The organism is Martinezella dioscoreae, assembly GCF_009176305.1.
GTDB classification, from domain to species: Bacteria; Pseudomonadota; Alphaproteobacteria; order Rhizobiales; family Rhizobiaceae; genus Rhizobium; species Rhizobium dioscoreae.
The window spans coordinates 73,481-90,709 of record NZ_BLAJ01000004.1; the positions used below are offsets into that span (position 1 = coordinate 73,481).

Sequence of the window (17,229 nt, forward strand, 5' to 3'; positions counted from 1 at the left end):
GACGGCCTCATTCTAATGTAGGCGCGGAAAGCCGTGCCGCTCGGCAAGCAGCTCGAGGATGCGATTGGTCGAATTGATGAAGCGCGTTCCGTTCCAGTCGCTGGCGTCATCAGGCGGGTTCTCCGCGAGAATGAGAAGCGGCAGCGACTGGTTTTCCTCGCCGGCAACCTCGATCACCTTTTGGCGTGGTCGCGGGAACGCGACCCTTTCGACATCGATCGCCGAAGCAAGATCCGGGAATGAGGCGAGCAGTCCCTCGATCGCGTTGCAATAGGGGCAGACGAAGCTGACGCCTGGATGTTTCGGATCGGCAAAGCCGGGGGAAATGAGGAACAATTTGTCACGAGCCACTTGATCTTCTCCTATTGCGCCGCGACCGCATTGCCTGCGGAAAAACGATTGGCCGGACGCTTGAGCCCGAGATTTTCGCGCAGCGTCGCGCCTTCATAGTCGCTGCGGAACAGGCCGCGGCGGCGCAGTTCCGGCACGACAAGCGTGATGAAATCGGCAAGGCCTCCGGGCATGATGGGCGCCATGATGTTGAAGCCGTCGGCGCCAAAGTTTTCGAAGCGTTCTTCCATGACATCGGCGATCTGTGTGGGCGTCCCAACAACCTGCCAATGGCCGCGTGCGCCCGCGATGCGCAGGTAGAGCTGGCGGATGGTCAGGTTTTCGCGGCGCGCGAGATCGAGCACCAGTTCCTGGCGGCTCTTGCCGGCATTGGTGACAGGCGGCTCGGGGGGCACGGGACCGTCAAGTGGATAGGAACTCAAGTCGACGCCGGTCAATTGCGAGAGGAGATTAAGACCGACTTCCGGTTGGATGAGGTTCTGCAGGACCTGGAATTTGTCTTCGGCTTCCGCTTCGCTTCGCCCGACGACAGGAAAGATTCCCGGCAGGATCTTCAAGTCGTCAGGCGAACGGCCATATTTGCCGAGCCGGCCCTTGACGTCGGCATAGAAGGCTTTTGCCTCGTCAAGCGTGATCTGCGCGGCGAAGATCGCCTCGGCGGTGCGCGCGGTCAGTTCCTTGCCGGGCTCGGAGGCTCCGGCCTGCACGACAACCGGCCGCCCCTGCGGCGAGCGTGGAATGTTCAGCGGCCCGCGCACCTTGAAGTGGCGCCCCTTATGGTCGAGCCTATGCAGTTTTTCGGGATCGAAATACCGGCCGCTCTGACGATCGCGGATGAAGGCATCGTCCTCGAAGCTGTCCCACAGGCCCAGCACGACATCGGCGAATTCTTCCGCTCGGTCGTAGCGGTCGGCATGCAGAACCTGCGCGTCATGGCCGAAGTTGAAGGCGGCGTCCGGATCGGAGGAGGTCACGAGGTTCCAGCCGGCGCGGCCGCCGCTTAGGCGGTCGAGTGAACCGAACTGGCGCGCGAGGTTGAAGGGATCGGAAAAACTTGTTGAGGCGGTTGCGATCAGGCCGATATTGCGGGTGACGCTGGCAAGCGCCGAGAGCAGCGTGATCGGTTCGAACGGATAGATGCCGCTATGCGCCTTCCGGCTTGCCGCATCCAGGTCCCTCAGACGAGCGGCGACACCGTCGGCAAAGAAGATGGTGTCGAACTTGGCGGCTTCGGCGAGCTTGGCGAGCTCGAGATAGTTCTCGAACTCGGTACCCACCGATGCTTCCGGATGCCGCCAGGCGGCGACATGGTGGCCGGTGAAGAGCAGGAAGGCGCCGAGCTTGATCTGATCCTTGCGTCTAGCCATGGAATGTCCTTTCAGCGATACATCGCCGGAACGGGGAACTCGCCCGTCAGCAGCCATGTGCCAAGCGTGCGCTTCTTGTACTCGGCGGGATTGTGCAGCGTATGGGTCCGCACGTTGCGCCAGAAGCGGTCGAAACCGTTTGCCGTCGTTGCCGATCGCGCGCCCATGACCTCGAAGATCTCGCTGGAGACGGCAAGCCCGACTTCGCCGGCATAGACATTGGCCGTGGCTATATCGATGGCGGCGGCGCCACGATCTTCATGCGTCAGGCCCGGTCCCTGGTTAAAGGCCTTATCAAGGCTCAGCGCCGCCTTATCGGCGAGCTCGATGGCAGCGAGCGTGCGGATGTAGAGATCGCCATATTGCCGCTTGATCCAGGGGTCGTCGGTGTGTTTGTCGACGCCGGAATAGATCCATGGCCGAGACGATGTCGTCGTGTAAGCCCGGCCTTCTTCCAGCGCGCCCTGGGCGCTGCCGACGAAGACGTTGAGCAGCACGCTTTGCTGCAGCAGGGAGGTCAGCGACGTATAGGGTGTCAGCGGGACCGCCGGGGAACTGATGAGTTCGTCATCCCCAATCTCGAGGTCGTGAAAGCTGACCGTGCCGCTGCCGGTCTGGCGCTGGCCGATGCCATCCCAATCGTCCTCGATGACAATGCCGTTTCGATTGGCGGGAACGACCGCGGTCAGGCGCTCGCCCTCGGCATTTTCGAAGGAGATTTGAATATAGTCTGATATGTGCGAGCCGGAGGAAAACGGGCGCTTGCCGTTGACCAGCCAGCCGCGGCCGATCCGCCTTCCGGACGAGGTTTTCGACATGGCGTTGCCGGAATTGCCCCAGACGAAATTGCCGGCGGCGGATGCCCTGAGCAGGCGCTCCCGCTGCACGTCCGACCCCCGAAAGAGCACGAGGTTCAAGGGGAGGTGGTGGTAGCCGAAGAGATGCGCCAGCGAGCCGTCGGTACGCGCGAATTCACGCACGATCCGCAAGATGGAGAGCCAGGAAGCGCCGCGACCGCCATATCGGGTCGGAATCTGCGCCGAAGGCAATCCGCTCTCCTTCAGCAGGCGGATCTGTTCGGTCGGCCTGCCACCCAATTTGTCGCGCTCGACCGCATCCCGGTCGAATGCCCGCCGGAGCTCGACGGCTTTTGCGACAAGGGGATCGGATGTGTGTGATGGGAAAGACATGTCTGCTTCACGCCTATGGATTTGAACGGCGCATCGCCGCTTTGAGGCCTGAAGGGTTCGGTGATTGCGGGCCCAAGTCCAGCAATATCTATTTGATCCGTCGGGAAGAAATTCTTCTCCCCGCTTATCGAAAAACTTAGGCGACCGCAGTTTCCAGCCGTTACGTGTCGCCGCGAAATGATCTCCGTCGGTTCGACATGTCGCGTGACGAAGGAATCCGAACTGGTGGCGGTAAATAGAATATAATTTCTATAGATTATAATCTTTAACGTTTAGCCTTCTTCCGCAGCCATGATGGAGAAGACGATGACGGACAGACAAAGGCAACTGAAGCTCGGGGCTTTTCTTTATCCGACCGGGCACCACATTGCCGCCTGGCGGCATCCGCTGACGCAGGCCGACGCCGGTTCGAATTTCGCCCACTATGTCGAGCTGGCGCAAGTCGCCGAAGCTGCGAAGTTCGATCTGATCTTCATGGCTGACGGCGTGGGAACGCGCGGATCCGATACGGAGGCGCTCCATCGCACGGCCCAGCGTTATGTCGCCCAGTTCGAGCCGATCACCCTGCTTTCCGCTCTCGCGGCGGTGACGAAGAATATCGGCTTCGTGGCGACCGCCTCGACCTCCTTCAACGAGCCCTATCACATCGCCCGCAAATTCGCTTCTCTCGATCATATCAGCGGCGGCCGCGCCGGCTGGAACCTCGTGACATCGTCCAGCGATCACGAAGCGCATAATTTCGGCAGGGACGAGCATTATGCCCATGCGGAGCGTTACGAACGCGCCGAGGAGTTCGCCGACGTCGTGCTTGGGCTCTGGGACACCTGGGAGGAAGACGCATTCCCCCGCGATCAACGGAGCGGCGTCTTTTATGAGCCTGAGAAGCAGCACATCCTCAATCACAAGGGTAAGCACTTCAAGGTGCGGGGGCCGCTGAACGTGTCGCGCACGCCGCAGGGCCACCCAGTGCTCGTGCAGGCAGGCTCGTCCGAGCCGGGAAGGGAGCTCGCCGCCCGCACCGCGGAAGTCGTCTTTACCGCCCATCAGACCATCGAGGATGCGAGAGCCTTCTACGCGGATATCAAGGGTCGCCTCGCGAAATATGGTCGGGACCGAGATGACCTCAAGATCATGCCGGGCATCTTCCCGGTCGTCGGCAGAACGCGCGAGGAAGCGCAGCAAAAATACGCCGAACTTCAGGATCTCGTCCATCCGGTGGTCGGCCTCTCAATGCTGAATGGCATGGCAAGCGGTGTCGATCTCTCCCAATATCCGCTCGACGGCCCCGTTCCGGATCTGCCTGAGACCAATGGCAGCAAGAGCCGCCAGAAATTGTTGCTCGATCTTGCCAGGCGCGAAAGCCTGACGATCCGGGAACTTTATCTCCGTATCGCCGGCGCGCGTGGTCATTGGCAGATCGTGGGAACGCCGATCGAGATCGCCGATCAGATGGAAGAATGGTTTAGGACGGGTGCTGCCGATGGCTTCAACGTCATGCCGCCGCAACTGCCGACCGGTCTCTATGATTTCGTCGAACATGTGTTGCCGGAGCTGCGACGCCGCGGCCTCTTCCGCGGCGATTACGAAGGTTCGACACTACGCGAAAACCTCGGATTGAGAGTACCTTTGCATCCGGCGCGGCATGCCGTCGCCGCGGAGTAGTCGGCCATGGGCAACTCCCTGCATCTCCAGATCAACCATGTCACCCGCCAGTTCAAGGTCAACAGTGAGATTTTGACCGCGCTCGACGATGTCAGCCTCGATATCGCCGAGGGTGAATTCGTGACGATCGTCGGAGCGAGCGGCTGCGGAAAGTCGACGCTGTTGCGCCTTGGTGCCGGCCTTGATCTTCCGACATCGGGATTCGTTGGTCACGCAGGCCGGCCCGTCAAGGAGCCGAGCCTTGAGCGCGGCATCGTCTTTCAGGAGCCACGGCTTTTCCCCTGGTTGACCGTCGCCCGCAATATCGCGCTCGGGCTCGAGAATTCCGGGCTGTCCAAGGCAGAGAAGAACAGGCTCGTCGAATCCCACCTCGAACTTGTCGGGCTTTCCGGCTTCGCAAAGGCCTATCCGCACCAGCTTTCCGGTGGGATGGCGCAGCGCGCCGGCATCGCGCGGGGATTGGTCAATCGCCCGAATGTCCTATTTCTCGATGAACCCTTTGGCGCGCTCGACGCCATCACCAAAGCAAGGCTGCAGGACGAGTTGCAGACGATCTGGGCGAAGGAACGCATCACCATGGTTCTGGTGACGCACGACGTCGAGGAGGCCGTCTATCTCGGCGATCGCGTCGTCGTCATGTCACCCCGGCCGGGTCGCATCCGTGACATCGTTCCGGTGGACTTGGCGCGCCCACGCGATCGCACCTCCCCGATGCTGGTCGAAATCCGCAATCGGGTGCTTGAGAGCCTCAACGCCACGACGTCAACGCCTCGCCCGCCAGCGAGCATCACAAGTCCGGCGGTTGAAATCCGGCCTGCGGTCGTCGCAGCAGAATAATCACGGAGCAACAGATGAAACTGTCCATTATTTCCCGCTTGGTCGCCGGCGCGACGGTCGCCCTGGGCCTGTTATCCGCCCCGGCCTGGGCGCAGGATCCCCTCGTCATTCACGTTGGCTACGCCGCGATCGGCGTCGACAACAAACCCTATGCCGAGGGAACGTCGGCTGCGACGGCTCGCGCCGGCGAATTTCTGGAAAAGGAATTCGCCAACGATCCGAACGTCAAGATCGAATGGACTTTCTTCAAGGGTGCCGGGCCGGCGGTGAACGAGGGCTTCGCCAACGACCAGCTCGACTTCGCCTATCAGGGCGATCTTCCGGCGCTGATTGGGCGGGCAACCGGCCTGAAGACGAAGTTTCTGCTGGCGAGCGGCGCACGCAAGCCGCTTTATCTCGCTGTCGCCAAGGGATCCGGCGTCAAGACGATCGAGGATCTGAAGGGCCGCAAGGTCGCGCTGCAGCGCGGTACCAACGGCCACCTCTCCGCAATCAAGATCTTGCAGGCACACGGATTGACCGAGCGTGACATCCAGGTCGTCAATCTGGATACCGCCGGCACGGTCGCGGCCCTGACCAGCAGGGACATAGATGCGGCTTTTGGCGACACGCAGCTCATCAATCTCGCGGCGAAGGACAGCGCCGATGTCATCTACACGACGAAGGGTGACGATCCGCGTTTCGGGCGCAATGCCGGCATCATCGGCCGCGAGGCCTTCATCGACGCCCATCCGCAGATCACGCAGCGTGTCGTCGACGCGTTCGTCAAGGCGGCGCAGTGGTCGTCGGAAGAGCAGAACCGTGCGGCCCTCTTCGAACTCTGGCACAAGTCCGGCACGCCCGTTCCGATCCTGGAGGAATATTTCCGCAACGATACGCTCACCTATCGCAACTCGCCGCTGATCGACGATCTCCTGGTCTCGCAGTACAAGGAGCAGGCGATCAAGAGCAAGGAATACGGCCTGATCCGGCGCGATGTCGACCTTAACGGCTGGTTCGAACCGAAATATCTCAACAATGCGCTGGAAAAGCTCGGGCTGACGAAATTCTGGCAGCCCTATGGCGCCGACGGAAAGCCGGTCGCCTCCTGATCGGAGACGCGATCAAGACTAGGAGATTGGCGTGAGCGCTGTTGTCGAGACTACCGGGCGGGCCGGCTTGCCGCTATCGCCAGCAAGGCTCCAGCGCCTTGTCCTTTTCGTGACGGGCCTGATCTTTCCGCTTGGCCTGTTTGGCCTCTGGTGGGTTGCCTCCGCCAGGGGCTGGCTGCCGGAGCAGATCCTGCCGCCGCCAGCCTATGTCTACCAGGCCGGCCGCGACATGATCCTGAGCGGCGAGCTTCTCTATCACACCGGGGTCAGTCTCGGCCGTGTCGTCGTTGGCTTTACCATCGGCGCCGGGCTCGGCCTGTTGCTCGGCATTGCCATGGGGCTTTCCGAAAGGGTCGAGGACTATGTGAAGCCGCTCTTCCTCGCCTTCGCGCAGATCCCGACGCTCGGATGGATCCCGCTTTTGATGCTGCTTGTCGGCATCGAGGAGAGCTTGAAGATCATCATCATCGCCAAGGGCGCCATCGTGCCGATGACGATGAACACGCTCGCCGGGGTCCGCGGCGTCCCGCCGAAATATCTCGAGGTCGGCAGAGCGCTTCGCTTCAGCCGCTGGCAAACCCTGCGCTTGATCGTGCTGCCGGCTGCCGTTCCCTCGATATTCACCGGTATCCGTTATGGCCTTACCCATTCCTGGACATCGCTTGTCGGTGTCGAGTTGCTCGCCTCGTCCGAAGGGCTCGGCTACCTGTTGGTCTGGGGGCGGCAGATGTTCTGGCTCGATACCGTCATCGTCGCGATGATTGCCATCGGACTTGTCGGCTTCGTCATGGACAAGGGGCTGGATCGCACCGAACTGCTGATCCAGCGGTGGAAGCGGCGGGAGCTTTGACAATGGCAAGAGCAAGCCGTTTCGTACGTTTCCGGCGCGGCATGACGTTGCCGATCCTCCTCCTCGTGGCCTGGGAGGTTTCAAGCCGGACGGGTCTCGTGGACGCGCGCTTTCTGCCGTCGCTAGAGGATGTCGTCGGCACGGCCAAGCGTGAGCTGATCGACAATGATCTTATCGGCGAACTGGGTTTCAGCCTGATGCGCAATATTGCCGGCTTCCTGATTGGATGCGTGCTCGGCATCGCTTTTGCGAGCCTGCTGGCGCTCTCCCGGATTGCCGACCGCCTGATCATGCCGACCTTCAATGGACTGAAGCAGATCTCCCTTCTGGCCTGGATACCGCTGATCTCGGTCTGGTTCGGCTTTGGCGAACAGGCGAAGATCGTCTTCGTCGCGCTCGCCGCCTTCATTCCTATCGTTCTCAATACCTATGATGGCATGCGTGAGGCGCCGGCCGAACTGCTTGAGGTCGCAACGGCGCTAAGGTTCAATGCGCGGCAGAAGGCATTGCGGATCTATATTCCGGCGGCGATGCCGTCGATCGCCACCGGCGTGCATCTCGGCTTGATCTATGCCTGGCTGGCAACGGTCGGCGCGGAATATTTCCTGGCCGTCGGTCCGGGCATCGGCGGCCTGGTCATCGCCGGTCGGGAGCGGTTCGACATGGCGCTCGTCATGGTCGGCGTCCTGGTGCTCGGCTTCGTCGGCTTTACACTAAATCGCCTTGCCTCCGCGCTTGAAGCTTATTTGTTGCGCTGGCGGCCTAAGCAGACCGTATAGGCTGCGAACATCATGCGCTTCAATGTATCAAGCAGCTAAACCCGGTTCCTCGGCTGCTGTTCTCGAGACCGTTCTCGATCTTGGCCCCGCGGACACGTTCAATCGCCCACTGTTGATGCAATGAGCGGCCGGATCGAAATTCCTGCAACTTCTGCCTTGCCTGCCTGACGGCATCGGGCAAGACATATGTTTGCGGACGCCATGAAAACTCTGGCGCCCGCAAACATCCAGAACTAGGCATCGATGATATAGACGATCGTGAATGTCGAGGGATCGACGATGACGATCCGTCCGTCCGCTAGGACGAAGAATCGATACGCCTTATATTGCGGAACGATCTGGACGATGCGCGGCGGCAGCGGCTCCAGCTCGATCTTCCGGGGAATGGTTGCGCCTACCGATACCGAGAAATCCGTCTCGCGAACGGGGGTGACATGGACCTCTTTAACCACCTGCCGGATCTGTGTTTGTTGCTCAACGGAGACCTGGACTTGCGAGCCGCCCTGCGTGTTTGTTTTTGTCGTGGTTTTGCTTCCCGTCTCACCTCCGGTCGTGTCCGTCTGTTGATTCTGCTTGGTGCCGCTAGGGGCTTTCATATTGCTGCCGGAGCTTCCCGCGGAACCCGCTTTGTTGGTGTCTGTACCACCTTGACCAGTCCCTTGCTCATCGTTCGAGCTGTTGGTGCCTCGGGACTGGGGAGATGCTGATTTGTTGTTGGTTCCTGCCTTGGTACCATTGCCTTCTTGAGTTTGGTCTCCGGATTGGCTTCCTGTCTGGCCTGTTGCTCCGGTGTTTGTCGAGCTGTTGTTCTGACTGCCATTCGACTTCGAATCCTGATTGCCTTGAGTGGATTGGGCCGGTGCCTGGCCGGGAGAATTATCTGAATTTCCCTTCAAGTCCTTGGTGGATGTTCCGGACTGTGGCTGTTGCTCGCTGGTCGATGGCTTGCTGTCGCGCGTCTTGCCGCTTTTGGGGATGACCTGGGTATCCTGCGCGCTTGCGGGTGTGATGGCTGCGAAGGAAACACCGATTGAAAGCGCCGTCATCAGAACGGCAAGTCTGTTCGTCGTCTTCATGATTTTCTCTTTTCTCGCTGTTGAGTACATAACGGCGTTTATCCGCCGCTATAGGACGAACAAGGTGACGGGCCTCCATGTTCCGGCATTGGACTTCAGTCGCACGGGCATCCGACTGAAGGCTCGGCCGTGAGCTTCCAACATGCCGCAGCTATTTTTTGCGGTGGGTAAGCCTTGTCGGACTGTGTCGGCATGGCGCAACTTTGATCACTCCGAGCGGGCTCTTTAAAGGAACTTTGCAACGCGATCGGCATTCCCTTCTTTGTTATTTGCGTTCTGAAACAGCGGAAACCTCGCTGAAGGAGCTTACCGTGATCAAACCTTTGATTCTATTTGGCCTCGCGCTGATGCCGGCAGCGGCTTTCGCGCAGTCGGCCGATCTTGAGGCAACCTGCAAGATCGTAGCCAAGAACTTCTTCCTGTCGGATAGCCTCGCGATCGGCGCTATCCAATCCTTTCCGGAACTGAAGCCGCCTGGTGTGCGCATGGCCTATTCCACCCGTCAGGGAACATCTCCCGCGGAAATGACCGACACCTTCGAATGTGAATTCGACAAGCCCGACAAACCCCATAATCTCGCTAAGTTCTGCGTATCAACCACTTGCTATACTGCGAATGAGAGCGATGCGGACCGCAAGCGACGCTTCGAGGAAATGCGCGTTCTCTTGCAACGAGCGGAAAAATAGCCGCTGTGAGTGGTGAAGGAATGTTAGATTTGGTGCCCGCCTTTGAAGCCAAGGATTTGCCTGTCGGTCAGAGCGACCGTTCGGTCGGAATGATCACGGTCCATGTGGCGGGGAAAGGCTCCGCCGAGTTCGCTCAGGTGAAAGCTCGAGCTTGGGTGGCTTTGGCTTGCGGCTTTGGTGACAACCTCGGCGGAACATTCGGATCGCGGTGCCGTTTCGCCGCAAGAGGACAATCATGACACAACAATTGTGGAACAAGCCAATCACCGTCGAGACGCGCAAACCCGGTCAGCGCCTGACGATCGCCAACACGGAGACCGCCACCTATTACCTGCTGCGGAACTGGCCCGCAAAGTCGCACGGGATCGCCTTCAAGAATGCGAAGCGAACGTTGATCAGTGCGCACCAAGGTCACGTGGAGGCCCTGGTAGCAAGAGCCGCGTTCCTCGCCGCGCTTAAAGAAAGCGGTATCCAAATATTTGAAGCGTGATGGGCGAGCACGACGCGCTCGATCCGACTTTGTAATGACAGCCATATTCCTAGCGGCCATGCGCTCTATCAGACTACACGAAAGATCATGTGTTGCCCTCGGTGCCACCGGACTGATGATGAGGCAAATGTCAGTCTTTCCTAACGGTGCTGTTTCCCGTGAGCCAAGTTGCCTCTTGCTGCGGGCCTTTGGTCATCCAAGAGGCGCAAAAGCAGGTTCCGTCTTTTCCCGCGCTGGGCGAGATCAATGTCGCTGACAAGCATCGCGCCACCCTCACGTCGCTCAAGGGTGATCTTGCGGCTATGGAAGGCCTCCAGCTCGGCTCTGTGCCCGACGCTGATAATGGTGACCTTCGGCAGTTCGCGGATCACCATCTCCATCATCTTGTCCTGGCTTTTTTCATCGAGCGCTGATGTGGCCTCATCCAGGACGATGATATCGGGATCGTGTAGCAGAAGACGCGCGAATGCGAGCCTCTGTTTCTCGCCGCCCGAGAGCGTCTGGTCCCAAGGCGCATCTTCCTCAATTCTGTCGTTGAGATAGTCAAGCCCGACCTTCTCAAGGGCCGCTTTGATCTCATCCAGCGTCCAGTCCTCGGCCGCTCGCGGATAGGCCACGGACCGGCGAAGTGTGCCCGATGGGATATAGGGTCGCTGGGGCAGCATGAACAATCGGCTACCGGGATGAAAATTGACGCTGCCATGACCCCAAGGCCAAAGACCGGAAATGGCCCGTACGAGCGTGCTTTTTCCCGTGCCGGATTCTCCGGCGACCAACACGCGTTCGCCCGGCTCGATCTCGACCTCCGTCTCCCTGACCACGGAGGTGCCGTCGTCGAGCGTCACGGAAAGATTATTTAAGCACAGCATCACCTTGCCTTCTGTTTCACCCTGCTTGATGCGTCCGAGGGAATCGCTCTTTTCGGCACGCTCCAATCCGTCGAGTGACGTCATGAGCGATGCGACGCGATGTGCGGAGGCATTCCAGTCGGCAAGCCGCGGATAGTTGTCCACCAGCCATCCGAACGCACTCTGGACGATGGCGAAGGCAGAGGCAGACTGCATCACTTGACCGAGCGTCATGCTGCCTTCGAGGAATTTCGGTGCGCAAAGCAGGACCGGCACGACGGGCGCGATCAGCATCGACCCTTGCGAGATAAGCGTCGTGCGCATGTATTGATGCGCCAACCGCGCCCATTGCCTCAGCACATTGCCAAAAGTTCGTTCGAGGTCATTACGCTCCTCCTCTTCGCCGCCGAGCAATGCGATGCTCTCGCCGTTTTCGCGCACATGTGTCAGCGTATAGCGAAATTCCGCTTCCACCTGGTTCTTGACCTCGGAAATCTCGACGAAGTGCCGGCCGATAACTGCCATCGAGGTGGACGTGACCACGGCATAGAGAACCGCGGTGACGACAAGAAAGCCGGGAATTGTGATGACTGAACCAGCGATCTGGAACGTCAGGGCTCCGCCGATCGTCCACAGGACGACGATGAAGGTCGATGCCGACAAGAACGCGGAAATGACGCCGGCCAGGAAATCGACCGGGGACTCCGTGGCGATGCGCAAATCCTCGGAGAGACGCGCCTCGGGGTTCTTGTGGCCTTCGCCGCCGATCAGGTTCAGCTGATAATAACGGCCGTTCGCGAGCCAGCGAGCGATGAGCCCGGTCGTCAGCCAGGAGCGCCACCGTCTCTGGATCATCATGCGAATGTAGACTTGTACCGTGACAAGGGCGACACTTCCGAGCACCAGCGGCAGAAACACCGCGCTCAGGACATAAACGGTGTGGGCGTTGCGTTGCTCAATGGCGTCAAAAATCGCGCGGTTCCAGATGTTAATGCCATACTGGAAGCAGACGTTCAGGCCGATCAGCGCAAGTAGTCCGATCGTGCACGGCCACGCGAAGCCATCTCCGCGGCGACTCCAGTAGCCACGCGCGCTGATCCAGAAACGTGCAAGCAAGTACCCTTTGCGTGCCCGTTCGGCCTCCTCGGGCGTCATGTCCGGATCGGATTCAATAATATTTGCTGGTGGCTCGACATCAATAGTCGGAGCTTTCTCCCGGCGCGACCTCTCACGCCCAGGCGACTTGGCGCCGTCGACCGATTTCGGATTGGATTTAGCGTCGGTCATAAGCACGACAACGGACTAAAATTCAAAAAGTTTCACAATAGGAATGTCGTCGATGGTGGCGGCCATGTGTCGGGACAATGAGGCAGTCGTCGCGCGAACCCTCGGCATGTAACGGAAGGTTCATGTAAAAGCGTAAGTCGGTTGATTACTGTATCTTATCCCTAGGAACGAAGGTGCACCTCGGTCAAGGAAGAATGCACCCCATGGGCGCACCACGCGCCCTTGGCTTGTGTTGGCCGGCGCTATCGCGCGGATGGCAGCGCGCCAATGATGAGACGGCTCCAGGGAACTCGTCCATCGCAAATGGCGTTTCAATATCAGGAGGAATTCATCATGTGCCCGCAAAAGCCAATCATAGCTTCGCTTTTCGCACCCGCGCTTGGGCTGCCGAATCCGATACAATATTACCCCGAGCAATCGCCTCGTCTTCCCGCTTCAGAAAGTGAAAAGGAAGCGTATGAAGAGGGAGTCAAGGCGGGAAAATGTGAAGCCGAGAATAGAAAGAACCCTTATCCTGACAATAGCGAACTGGCCAAAGCCTACGAGCACGGTTACCTTGATGGTCAAAAGATCCGGTCGTAGCCACACAATGGCGAGCGATGATCTCGCACGTGTTCATTTAGCAATGCGAGGGCTTTTCATGGATTAGCAGAGAGACGTGTCGAACGATGATCGATGCGTCCGATGGACGGCGACGAAGGCTTCGCATGCCCGGCTTTTCCAATGACTGCCTCTTCCGATAGCGGGAACATAAAGAGCCTCTGCTTGTTGGACCCCACGCGCTTTGATGGCGCGCGACAAGTGGAGATGGATCATGGCAAAGACGGTTGGCGACTTTATCGTGCAGCGCCTCTACGATTGGGGCGTGCGACGCATCTTCGGCTATCCCGGAGATGGCATCAACGGCCTCTTCGGGGCTTTGAACCGGGCCGATGGAAAAATTGAATTCGTTCAGGCTCGTCACGAGGAGATGGCCGCTTTCATGGCGTCGGCTTATGCCAAATTCTCAGGCGAGCTTGGCGTTTGCGTCGCCACCTCTGGACCGGGTGCCACGCATTTGGTGACCGGGCTCTATGATGCGCGGTTGGATCATCAACCTGTCTTGGCCCTTGTCGGCCAGCAGGCCCGTCGGGCGCTGGGCGGTCACTATCAACAGGAAGTCGATCTCGCATCGCTCTTCAAGGATGTTGCCGGCAACTTCGTCCATCAGGCCTCAGCTCCCGCGCAAGTACGCCATCTGGTCGATCGGGCCGCGCGCATCGCGCTGGCGAACAAGACGGTCACTGCCGTCATCCTGCCGAACGACCTGCAGGAGATGCCCTATGAGACACCGCCACGCAAGCATGGCTCGGTCATGTCGGGCGTCGGCTATGTGGCACCGAGAACGGTGCCGCACGAGATCGATCTGAAGCGCGCCGCGTCCGTCCTGAATGCCGGAAAGAGGGTCGCGATGCTCGTCGGTGCCGGCGCGTTGGGCGCGAGCGACGAGCTGATCGCGGTCGCGGACCGGCTGGGAGCAGGAGCGGCGAAAGCCTTGCTCGGCAAGGCCGCCCTACCGGATGATCTGGCGTGGGTCACCGGCTCCATCGGCCTTCTGGGTACCGAACCATCCTGGGACCTGATGCGAGACTGCGATACCCTGTTGGTCGTCGGATCCGGTTTTCCTTATTCGGAGTTCCTGCCCGAAGAAGGCGATGCAAAAGGGGTTCAGATCGATATCCGGCCTGACATGCTCTCCTTGCGTTATCCCATGGAGGTCAATCTTGTCGGCGACGCCCGGGAGACCTTGCAGGCATTGCTGCCGCTTCTCAAGCAGAAGCAGGATCTTTCCTGGCGCAAGGAGATCGAGACGAGTGTCGGAAAGTGGTGGCGAACGCTGGAGGCGAGGGCGCACGTGGAGGCCAATCCGGTCAACCCGCAGCGTGTCGTCTGGGAGCTTTCGCCACGCCTGCCAGACGGCGTCATCGTCACGAGCGATTCCGGTTCATGCGCCAATTGGTACGCGCGCGATTTGCGCATGCGCCGCGGCATGATGGCCTCCTTGTCCGGCGGTCTCGCGTCCATGGGGGCGGCGGTGCCCTATGCGATCGCCGCGAAGGTCGCGCATCCGGATCGGCCAATCGTCGCCCTGGTCGGTGATGGCGCCATGCAGATGAACAACATGGCGGAGTTGATCACCGTGACGAAATACTGGCGCGAATGGTCCGACCCACGCATGGTCGTCTGCGTCTTCAACAACGAGGATCTCAACCAGGTGACTTGGGAGCAACGCGTCATGGAAGGAGACCCAAAATTTGATGCCTCGCAGCGGATCCCCGATGTCCCCTATCATCGCTTCGCCGACATGATTGGCCTTCAGGGGATTTTCGTCGATCGACCGGAGGCGCTTGGCGCCGCCTGGGATGAAGCGCTTACCGCCGATCGTCCCGTTGTTCTCGAGGTCAAGACAGATCCCGAAGTGCCGCCGATACCGCCGCACCTGACTTTCGAGCAGATGCGCAACCTGACCACCGCCCTGCTGAAAGGGGATCCTGAAGAAAGCGGTGTGATCAAGGGAACGCTAAGACAGGCGCTGAGTGCCATCCTTCCTAGTCGCGCCAACAGGTGACGACGGGCAAATGTCGGCTGCGCTGCGGGAACCAATGCTGGGAAGGGTGGTTTGGACCGATGTCAATCGACTAAGCCTTGGCTGAATGAAAGAGCATAGCGCGAGACGGCGAAGTGCTCTGGACGCGGCAACAGGCGACAACGTCAGGAGGTGTAAGGTGGAAACCTATCATAGGTATCGTAAGAACAACGTGCCGCCAGGCTCCATCGTCATCAAGTTCTACCATTCCGGCGATCAGATCCGAGGATTCCTGCGCAAGGTCATGTCGCCAGGAGAGGATGACACGGTTTTTCCTGGTGAGGAAATGGAGCCAGATGACGCCTTTCGGGCCGCTCGCAACAAGATGTCGAATGAGGTTATGCGGCCCATCTATGTCGAACTGTCGGAAGGCGTGAACTGGAATCCGGCCTGGGGGCGGCTTGAATAAGTATGATGCCGCCGCGTGCTCCTCCTTACGGACCTTTTTGCCAGACCAGCCTAAGATACTGGCTGAGCCGCCGCGCGTCGGCCGGCGCCCGCACCTTCTCGTCATTATCGAAATAGACATAGACATCGCGACCCCGTCGTGACCGCTTCAATGGCTTCAGGACACGGTTGGCATTGTCCGGCTCGCGCCCGTGCGCCCAATCGGCGATGCGCTCCGCCCACATGCTCAACGCTTCATCATCGTAGCCGCTGACATAGAGTTCTTCCGAGCCATGCAGGCGGCAATAGATAAAGTCCGCGGTGACATCCATCAGCAACGGCCACTCGACGGTATCGGCGCAAACGAGCCCGATCCGATGCTTCCGCAAGAGTTCAATGAAATCGGCGTCCACGAAGCTCTCGTTGCGGATTTCGAATGCATGCCGGATCGGTCTCCTTTTGTCCGCCATCAACCAATCTCGGCCGTTCAAGCGCTCATCATGCCGCTTGGCCAAGGAAAGTGCCTCATCCGTGTCCTTTGGCAGCAGGTGGATGAAATTGGAGAACAGTTCTCGATCGAACCGCAGCCGGGGAGGAAACTGCCAAAGTATGGGTCCCAGCTTTGCTCCCAGCCGCAAGAGGCCGGAGGCCATGAAATTGGCAAGCGGCACCTCGATATCGCGAAGCCTTCGTAGATGGGTTATATAGCGTGATCCCTTGACCGCGAAAACGAAGTCGTCTGGAGTGGCCTCCCGCCATCTTGCGAAGGTGTCGGGTGTCTGCAGGCTGTAGAATGTGCCGTTGATTTCAATGGATGGAAATTGCGACGAGGCGTAGGACAATTCGTGTTTCTGGGTCACGCCCTTCGGATAGAAAACGCCGCGCCAGGGTGCGTACGTCCACCCGGAAATTCCGATGCGGATCGTTCCAGCCTTTACCATGGTTCATACCGCGTCCGGATCACCTTGCCTGTGCAAGAGACGATGTCGTAATTCAATGCCCGTCGATCCCGTCAGGTAACGTTGATGGACGGCAGGAACGACATGACCTCGTTGCGTTGTCTTGGTGCCAAACTCTCGATTTCCCTTTTCCAAAAGGCTTCAGCTTCGAGCGGATCAGCCTCCCAGCTGTTGGTCGACAGGATGTTGTCATCCATTACCAGAAGTCTTTTTCCACCGAGCCTTAGATATTCCTCGGCAAGTTCCTGAGCGCCATTCATCATGATTTGTCTCCTTGATTGGCCCTCCCGCTGCCGGTGATCCACGTCACGGACACCGACAGCCAAGAGGTGTGCGAAATGCGGGAGGCATTTCGGATTTCCACCATTATTATTGCGGGCAGTTCTGGCTGGACGTGCTGTCGCTCGACTGGCTATTGTTTTGCGTATCCGTACCTTGCGTCGTGTTCTTGCCGGTTTTCATGGCATTGCAGTCCTGGGACTGACCGTTGGAATTCGGAGTCCCGTTGGTTCCGGTGGTATTGCTATTGGCGCCTCCAGTTCCGTTGGAGGTGCCATTGCTCTGCGAACCGGTGCCGGCGCCGTTACCACTTCCGGAATTGCCTGTTCCGCCGGAACCTGATTGCTGAGCCATGGCTGCCGTGGCCATGCCGATCGAAAGAGCACAGACTGCGATTATTCTCGTCAACATTGGTATTTCCTTTCTTTGGATTTGCCACCTTCCAACTCCAATGGCGGGCAGTT

General features: G+C 59.3%; 18 protein-coding genes. 10 read left to right on the forward strand and 8 right to left on the reverse strand.

Annotated elements, in window-relative coordinates:
* Positions 1–12: 12 nt before the first annotated feature.
* From GDN47_RS17615 to GDN47_RS17625, 3 genes are read right to left on the reverse strand one after another with little or no spacing between them, the layout of a single operon-like run.
* Positions 13–351, reverse strand: coding sequence for a DUF3088 domain-containing protein (locus tag GDN47_RS17615; RefSeq protein ID WP_113395169.1), 339 nt, complete (start codon positions 349–351; stop codon positions 13–15).
* Positions 352–362: 11 nt separating this feature from the next.
* A complete protein-coding gene (locus tag GDN47_RS17620) occupies positions 363–1,718 on the reverse strand; it encodes an LLM class flavin-dependent oxidoreductase (RefSeq protein ID WP_152093917.1) in 1,356 nt (451 codons plus the stop codon).
* An 11-nt stretch (positions 1,719–1,729) separates the two neighbouring features.
* Entirely contained in the window at positions 1,730–2,908 is a 1,179-nt protein-coding gene (locus GDN47_RS17625) for an acyl-CoA dehydrogenase family protein (RefSeq protein ID WP_145636468.1), read from the reverse strand.
* A 306-nt stretch (positions 2,909–3,214) separates the two neighbouring features.
* On the opposite strand from GDN47_RS17625, the gene GDN47_RS17630 reads away from it, so the two are divergent.
* From GDN47_RS17630 to GDN47_RS17650, 5 genes are read left to right on the forward strand one after another with little or no spacing between them, the layout of a single operon-like run.
* On the forward strand, positions 3,215–4,570 hold the full coding sequence (locus GDN47_RS17630; protein WP_113353463.1) for an LLM class flavin-dependent oxidoreductase: 1,356 nt from the start codon (positions 3,215–3,217) through the stop codon (positions 4,568–4,570).
* A 6-nt stretch (positions 4,571–4,576) separates the two neighbouring features.
* Positions 4,577–5,407, forward strand: a complete 831-nt coding sequence (locus GDN47_RS17635; RefSeq protein WP_113353462.1) for an ABC transporter ATP-binding protein — start codon at positions 4,577–4,579, stop codon at positions 5,405–5,407.
* 14 nt (positions 5,408–5,421) lie between these two features.
* Entirely contained in the window at positions 5,422–6,498 is a 1,077-nt protein-coding gene (locus GDN47_RS17640; RefSeq protein WP_145636473.1) for an ABC transporter substrate-binding protein, read from the forward strand.
* Between the two features lie 31 nt (positions 6,499–6,529).
* The gene (locus GDN47_RS17645) at positions 6,530–7,348 is read left to right on the forward strand and encodes an ABC transporter permease (RefSeq protein ID WP_113353460.1); all 819 of its coding nucleotides are present in this window, start codon (positions 6,530–6,532) and stop codon (positions 7,346–7,348) included.
* A gap of 2 nt (positions 7,349–7,350) precedes the next feature.
* Positions 7,351–8,127: an ABC transporter permease gene (locus GDN47_RS17650; protein WP_113353459.1), complete on the forward strand. Its 777-nt coding sequence runs from the start codon at positions 7,351–7,353 to the stop codon at positions 8,125–8,127.
* A 233-nt stretch (positions 8,128–8,360) separates the two neighbouring features.
* Here GDN47_RS17650 and GDN47_RS17655 read toward each other — a convergent pair whose 3' ends face one another.
* Positions 8,361–9,203, reverse strand: coding sequence for a DUF1236 domain-containing protein (locus GDN47_RS17655; RefSeq protein ID WP_152093918.1), 843 nt, complete (start codon positions 9,201–9,203; stop codon positions 8,361–8,363).
* A 311-nt stretch (positions 9,204–9,514) separates the two neighbouring features.
* Here GDN47_RS17655 and GDN47_RS17660 point away from each other — a divergent pair, with 311 nt between their 5' ends.
* Together GDN47_RS17660 and GDN47_RS17665 are read left to right on the forward strand one after the other, a co-directional pair.
* Entirely contained in the window at positions 9,515–9,889 is a 375-nt protein-coding gene (locus GDN47_RS17660) for a hypothetical protein (RefSeq protein WP_112721678.1), read from the forward strand.
* 235 nt (positions 9,890–10,124) lie between these two features.
* Positions 10,125–10,379 carry a DUF982 domain-containing protein gene (locus GDN47_RS17665; protein WP_113353456.1) on the forward strand — a complete coding sequence of 85 codons (255 nt, stop codon included), beginning with the start codon at positions 10,125–10,127 and terminating at the stop codon, positions 10,377–10,379.
* A gap of 140 nt (positions 10,380–10,519) precedes the next feature.
* Here GDN47_RS17665 and GDN47_RS17670 read toward each other — a convergent pair whose 3' ends face one another.
* Positions 10,520–12,514, reverse strand: coding sequence for an ABC transporter ATP-binding protein/permease (locus GDN47_RS17670; RefSeq protein ID WP_113395165.1), 1,995 nt, complete (start codon positions 12,512–12,514; stop codon positions 10,520–10,522).
* A 267-nt stretch (positions 12,515–12,781) separates the two neighbouring features.
* Between GDN47_RS17670 and GDN47_RS17675 the strand changes: the two genes are divergently transcribed.
* From GDN47_RS17675 to GDN47_RS17685, 3 genes are all read left to right on the forward strand, one after another.
* Positions 12,782–13,096 (forward strand): hypothetical protein, encoded by a 315-nt coding sequence (locus GDN47_RS17675; protein ID WP_233789981.1) that lies wholly within the window; start codon positions 12,782–12,784, stop codon positions 13,094–13,096.
* Between the two features lie 232 nt (positions 13,097–13,328).
* Positions 13,329–15,122, forward strand: a complete 1,794-nt coding sequence (locus GDN47_RS17680; protein ID WP_113353454.1) for a thiamine pyrophosphate-requiring protein — start codon at positions 13,329–13,331, stop codon at positions 15,120–15,122.
* Positions 15,123–15,279: 157 nt separating this feature from the next.
* Positions 15,280–15,549, forward strand: coding sequence for a hypothetical protein (locus GDN47_RS17685; RefSeq protein WP_069614031.1), 270 nt, complete (start codon positions 15,280–15,282; stop codon positions 15,547–15,549).
* Between the two features lie 25 nt (positions 15,550–15,574).
* Here GDN47_RS17685 and GDN47_RS17690 read toward each other — a convergent pair whose 3' ends face one another.
* The 3 genes from GDN47_RS17690 to GDN47_RS17700 form a co-directional block, all read right to left on the reverse strand.
* Positions 15,575–16,468: a DUF72 domain-containing protein gene (locus GDN47_RS17690; protein ID WP_152093919.1), complete on the reverse strand. Its 894-nt coding sequence runs from the start codon at positions 16,466–16,468 to the stop codon at positions 15,575–15,577.
* A gap of 71 nt (positions 16,469–16,539) precedes the next feature.
* Positions 16,540–16,749, reverse strand: coding sequence for a hypothetical protein (locus GDN47_RS17695; RefSeq protein WP_113331686.1), 210 nt, complete (start codon positions 16,747–16,749; stop codon positions 16,540–16,542).
* A gap of 106 nt (positions 16,750–16,855) precedes the next feature.
* Complete coding sequence (locus GDN47_RS17700) at positions 16,856–17,176, reverse strand: oxidoreductase (RefSeq protein ID WP_113353452.1); 321 nt, start codon at positions 17,174–17,176, stop codon at positions 16,856–16,858.
* Positions 17,177–17,229 lie beyond the last annotated feature (53 nt).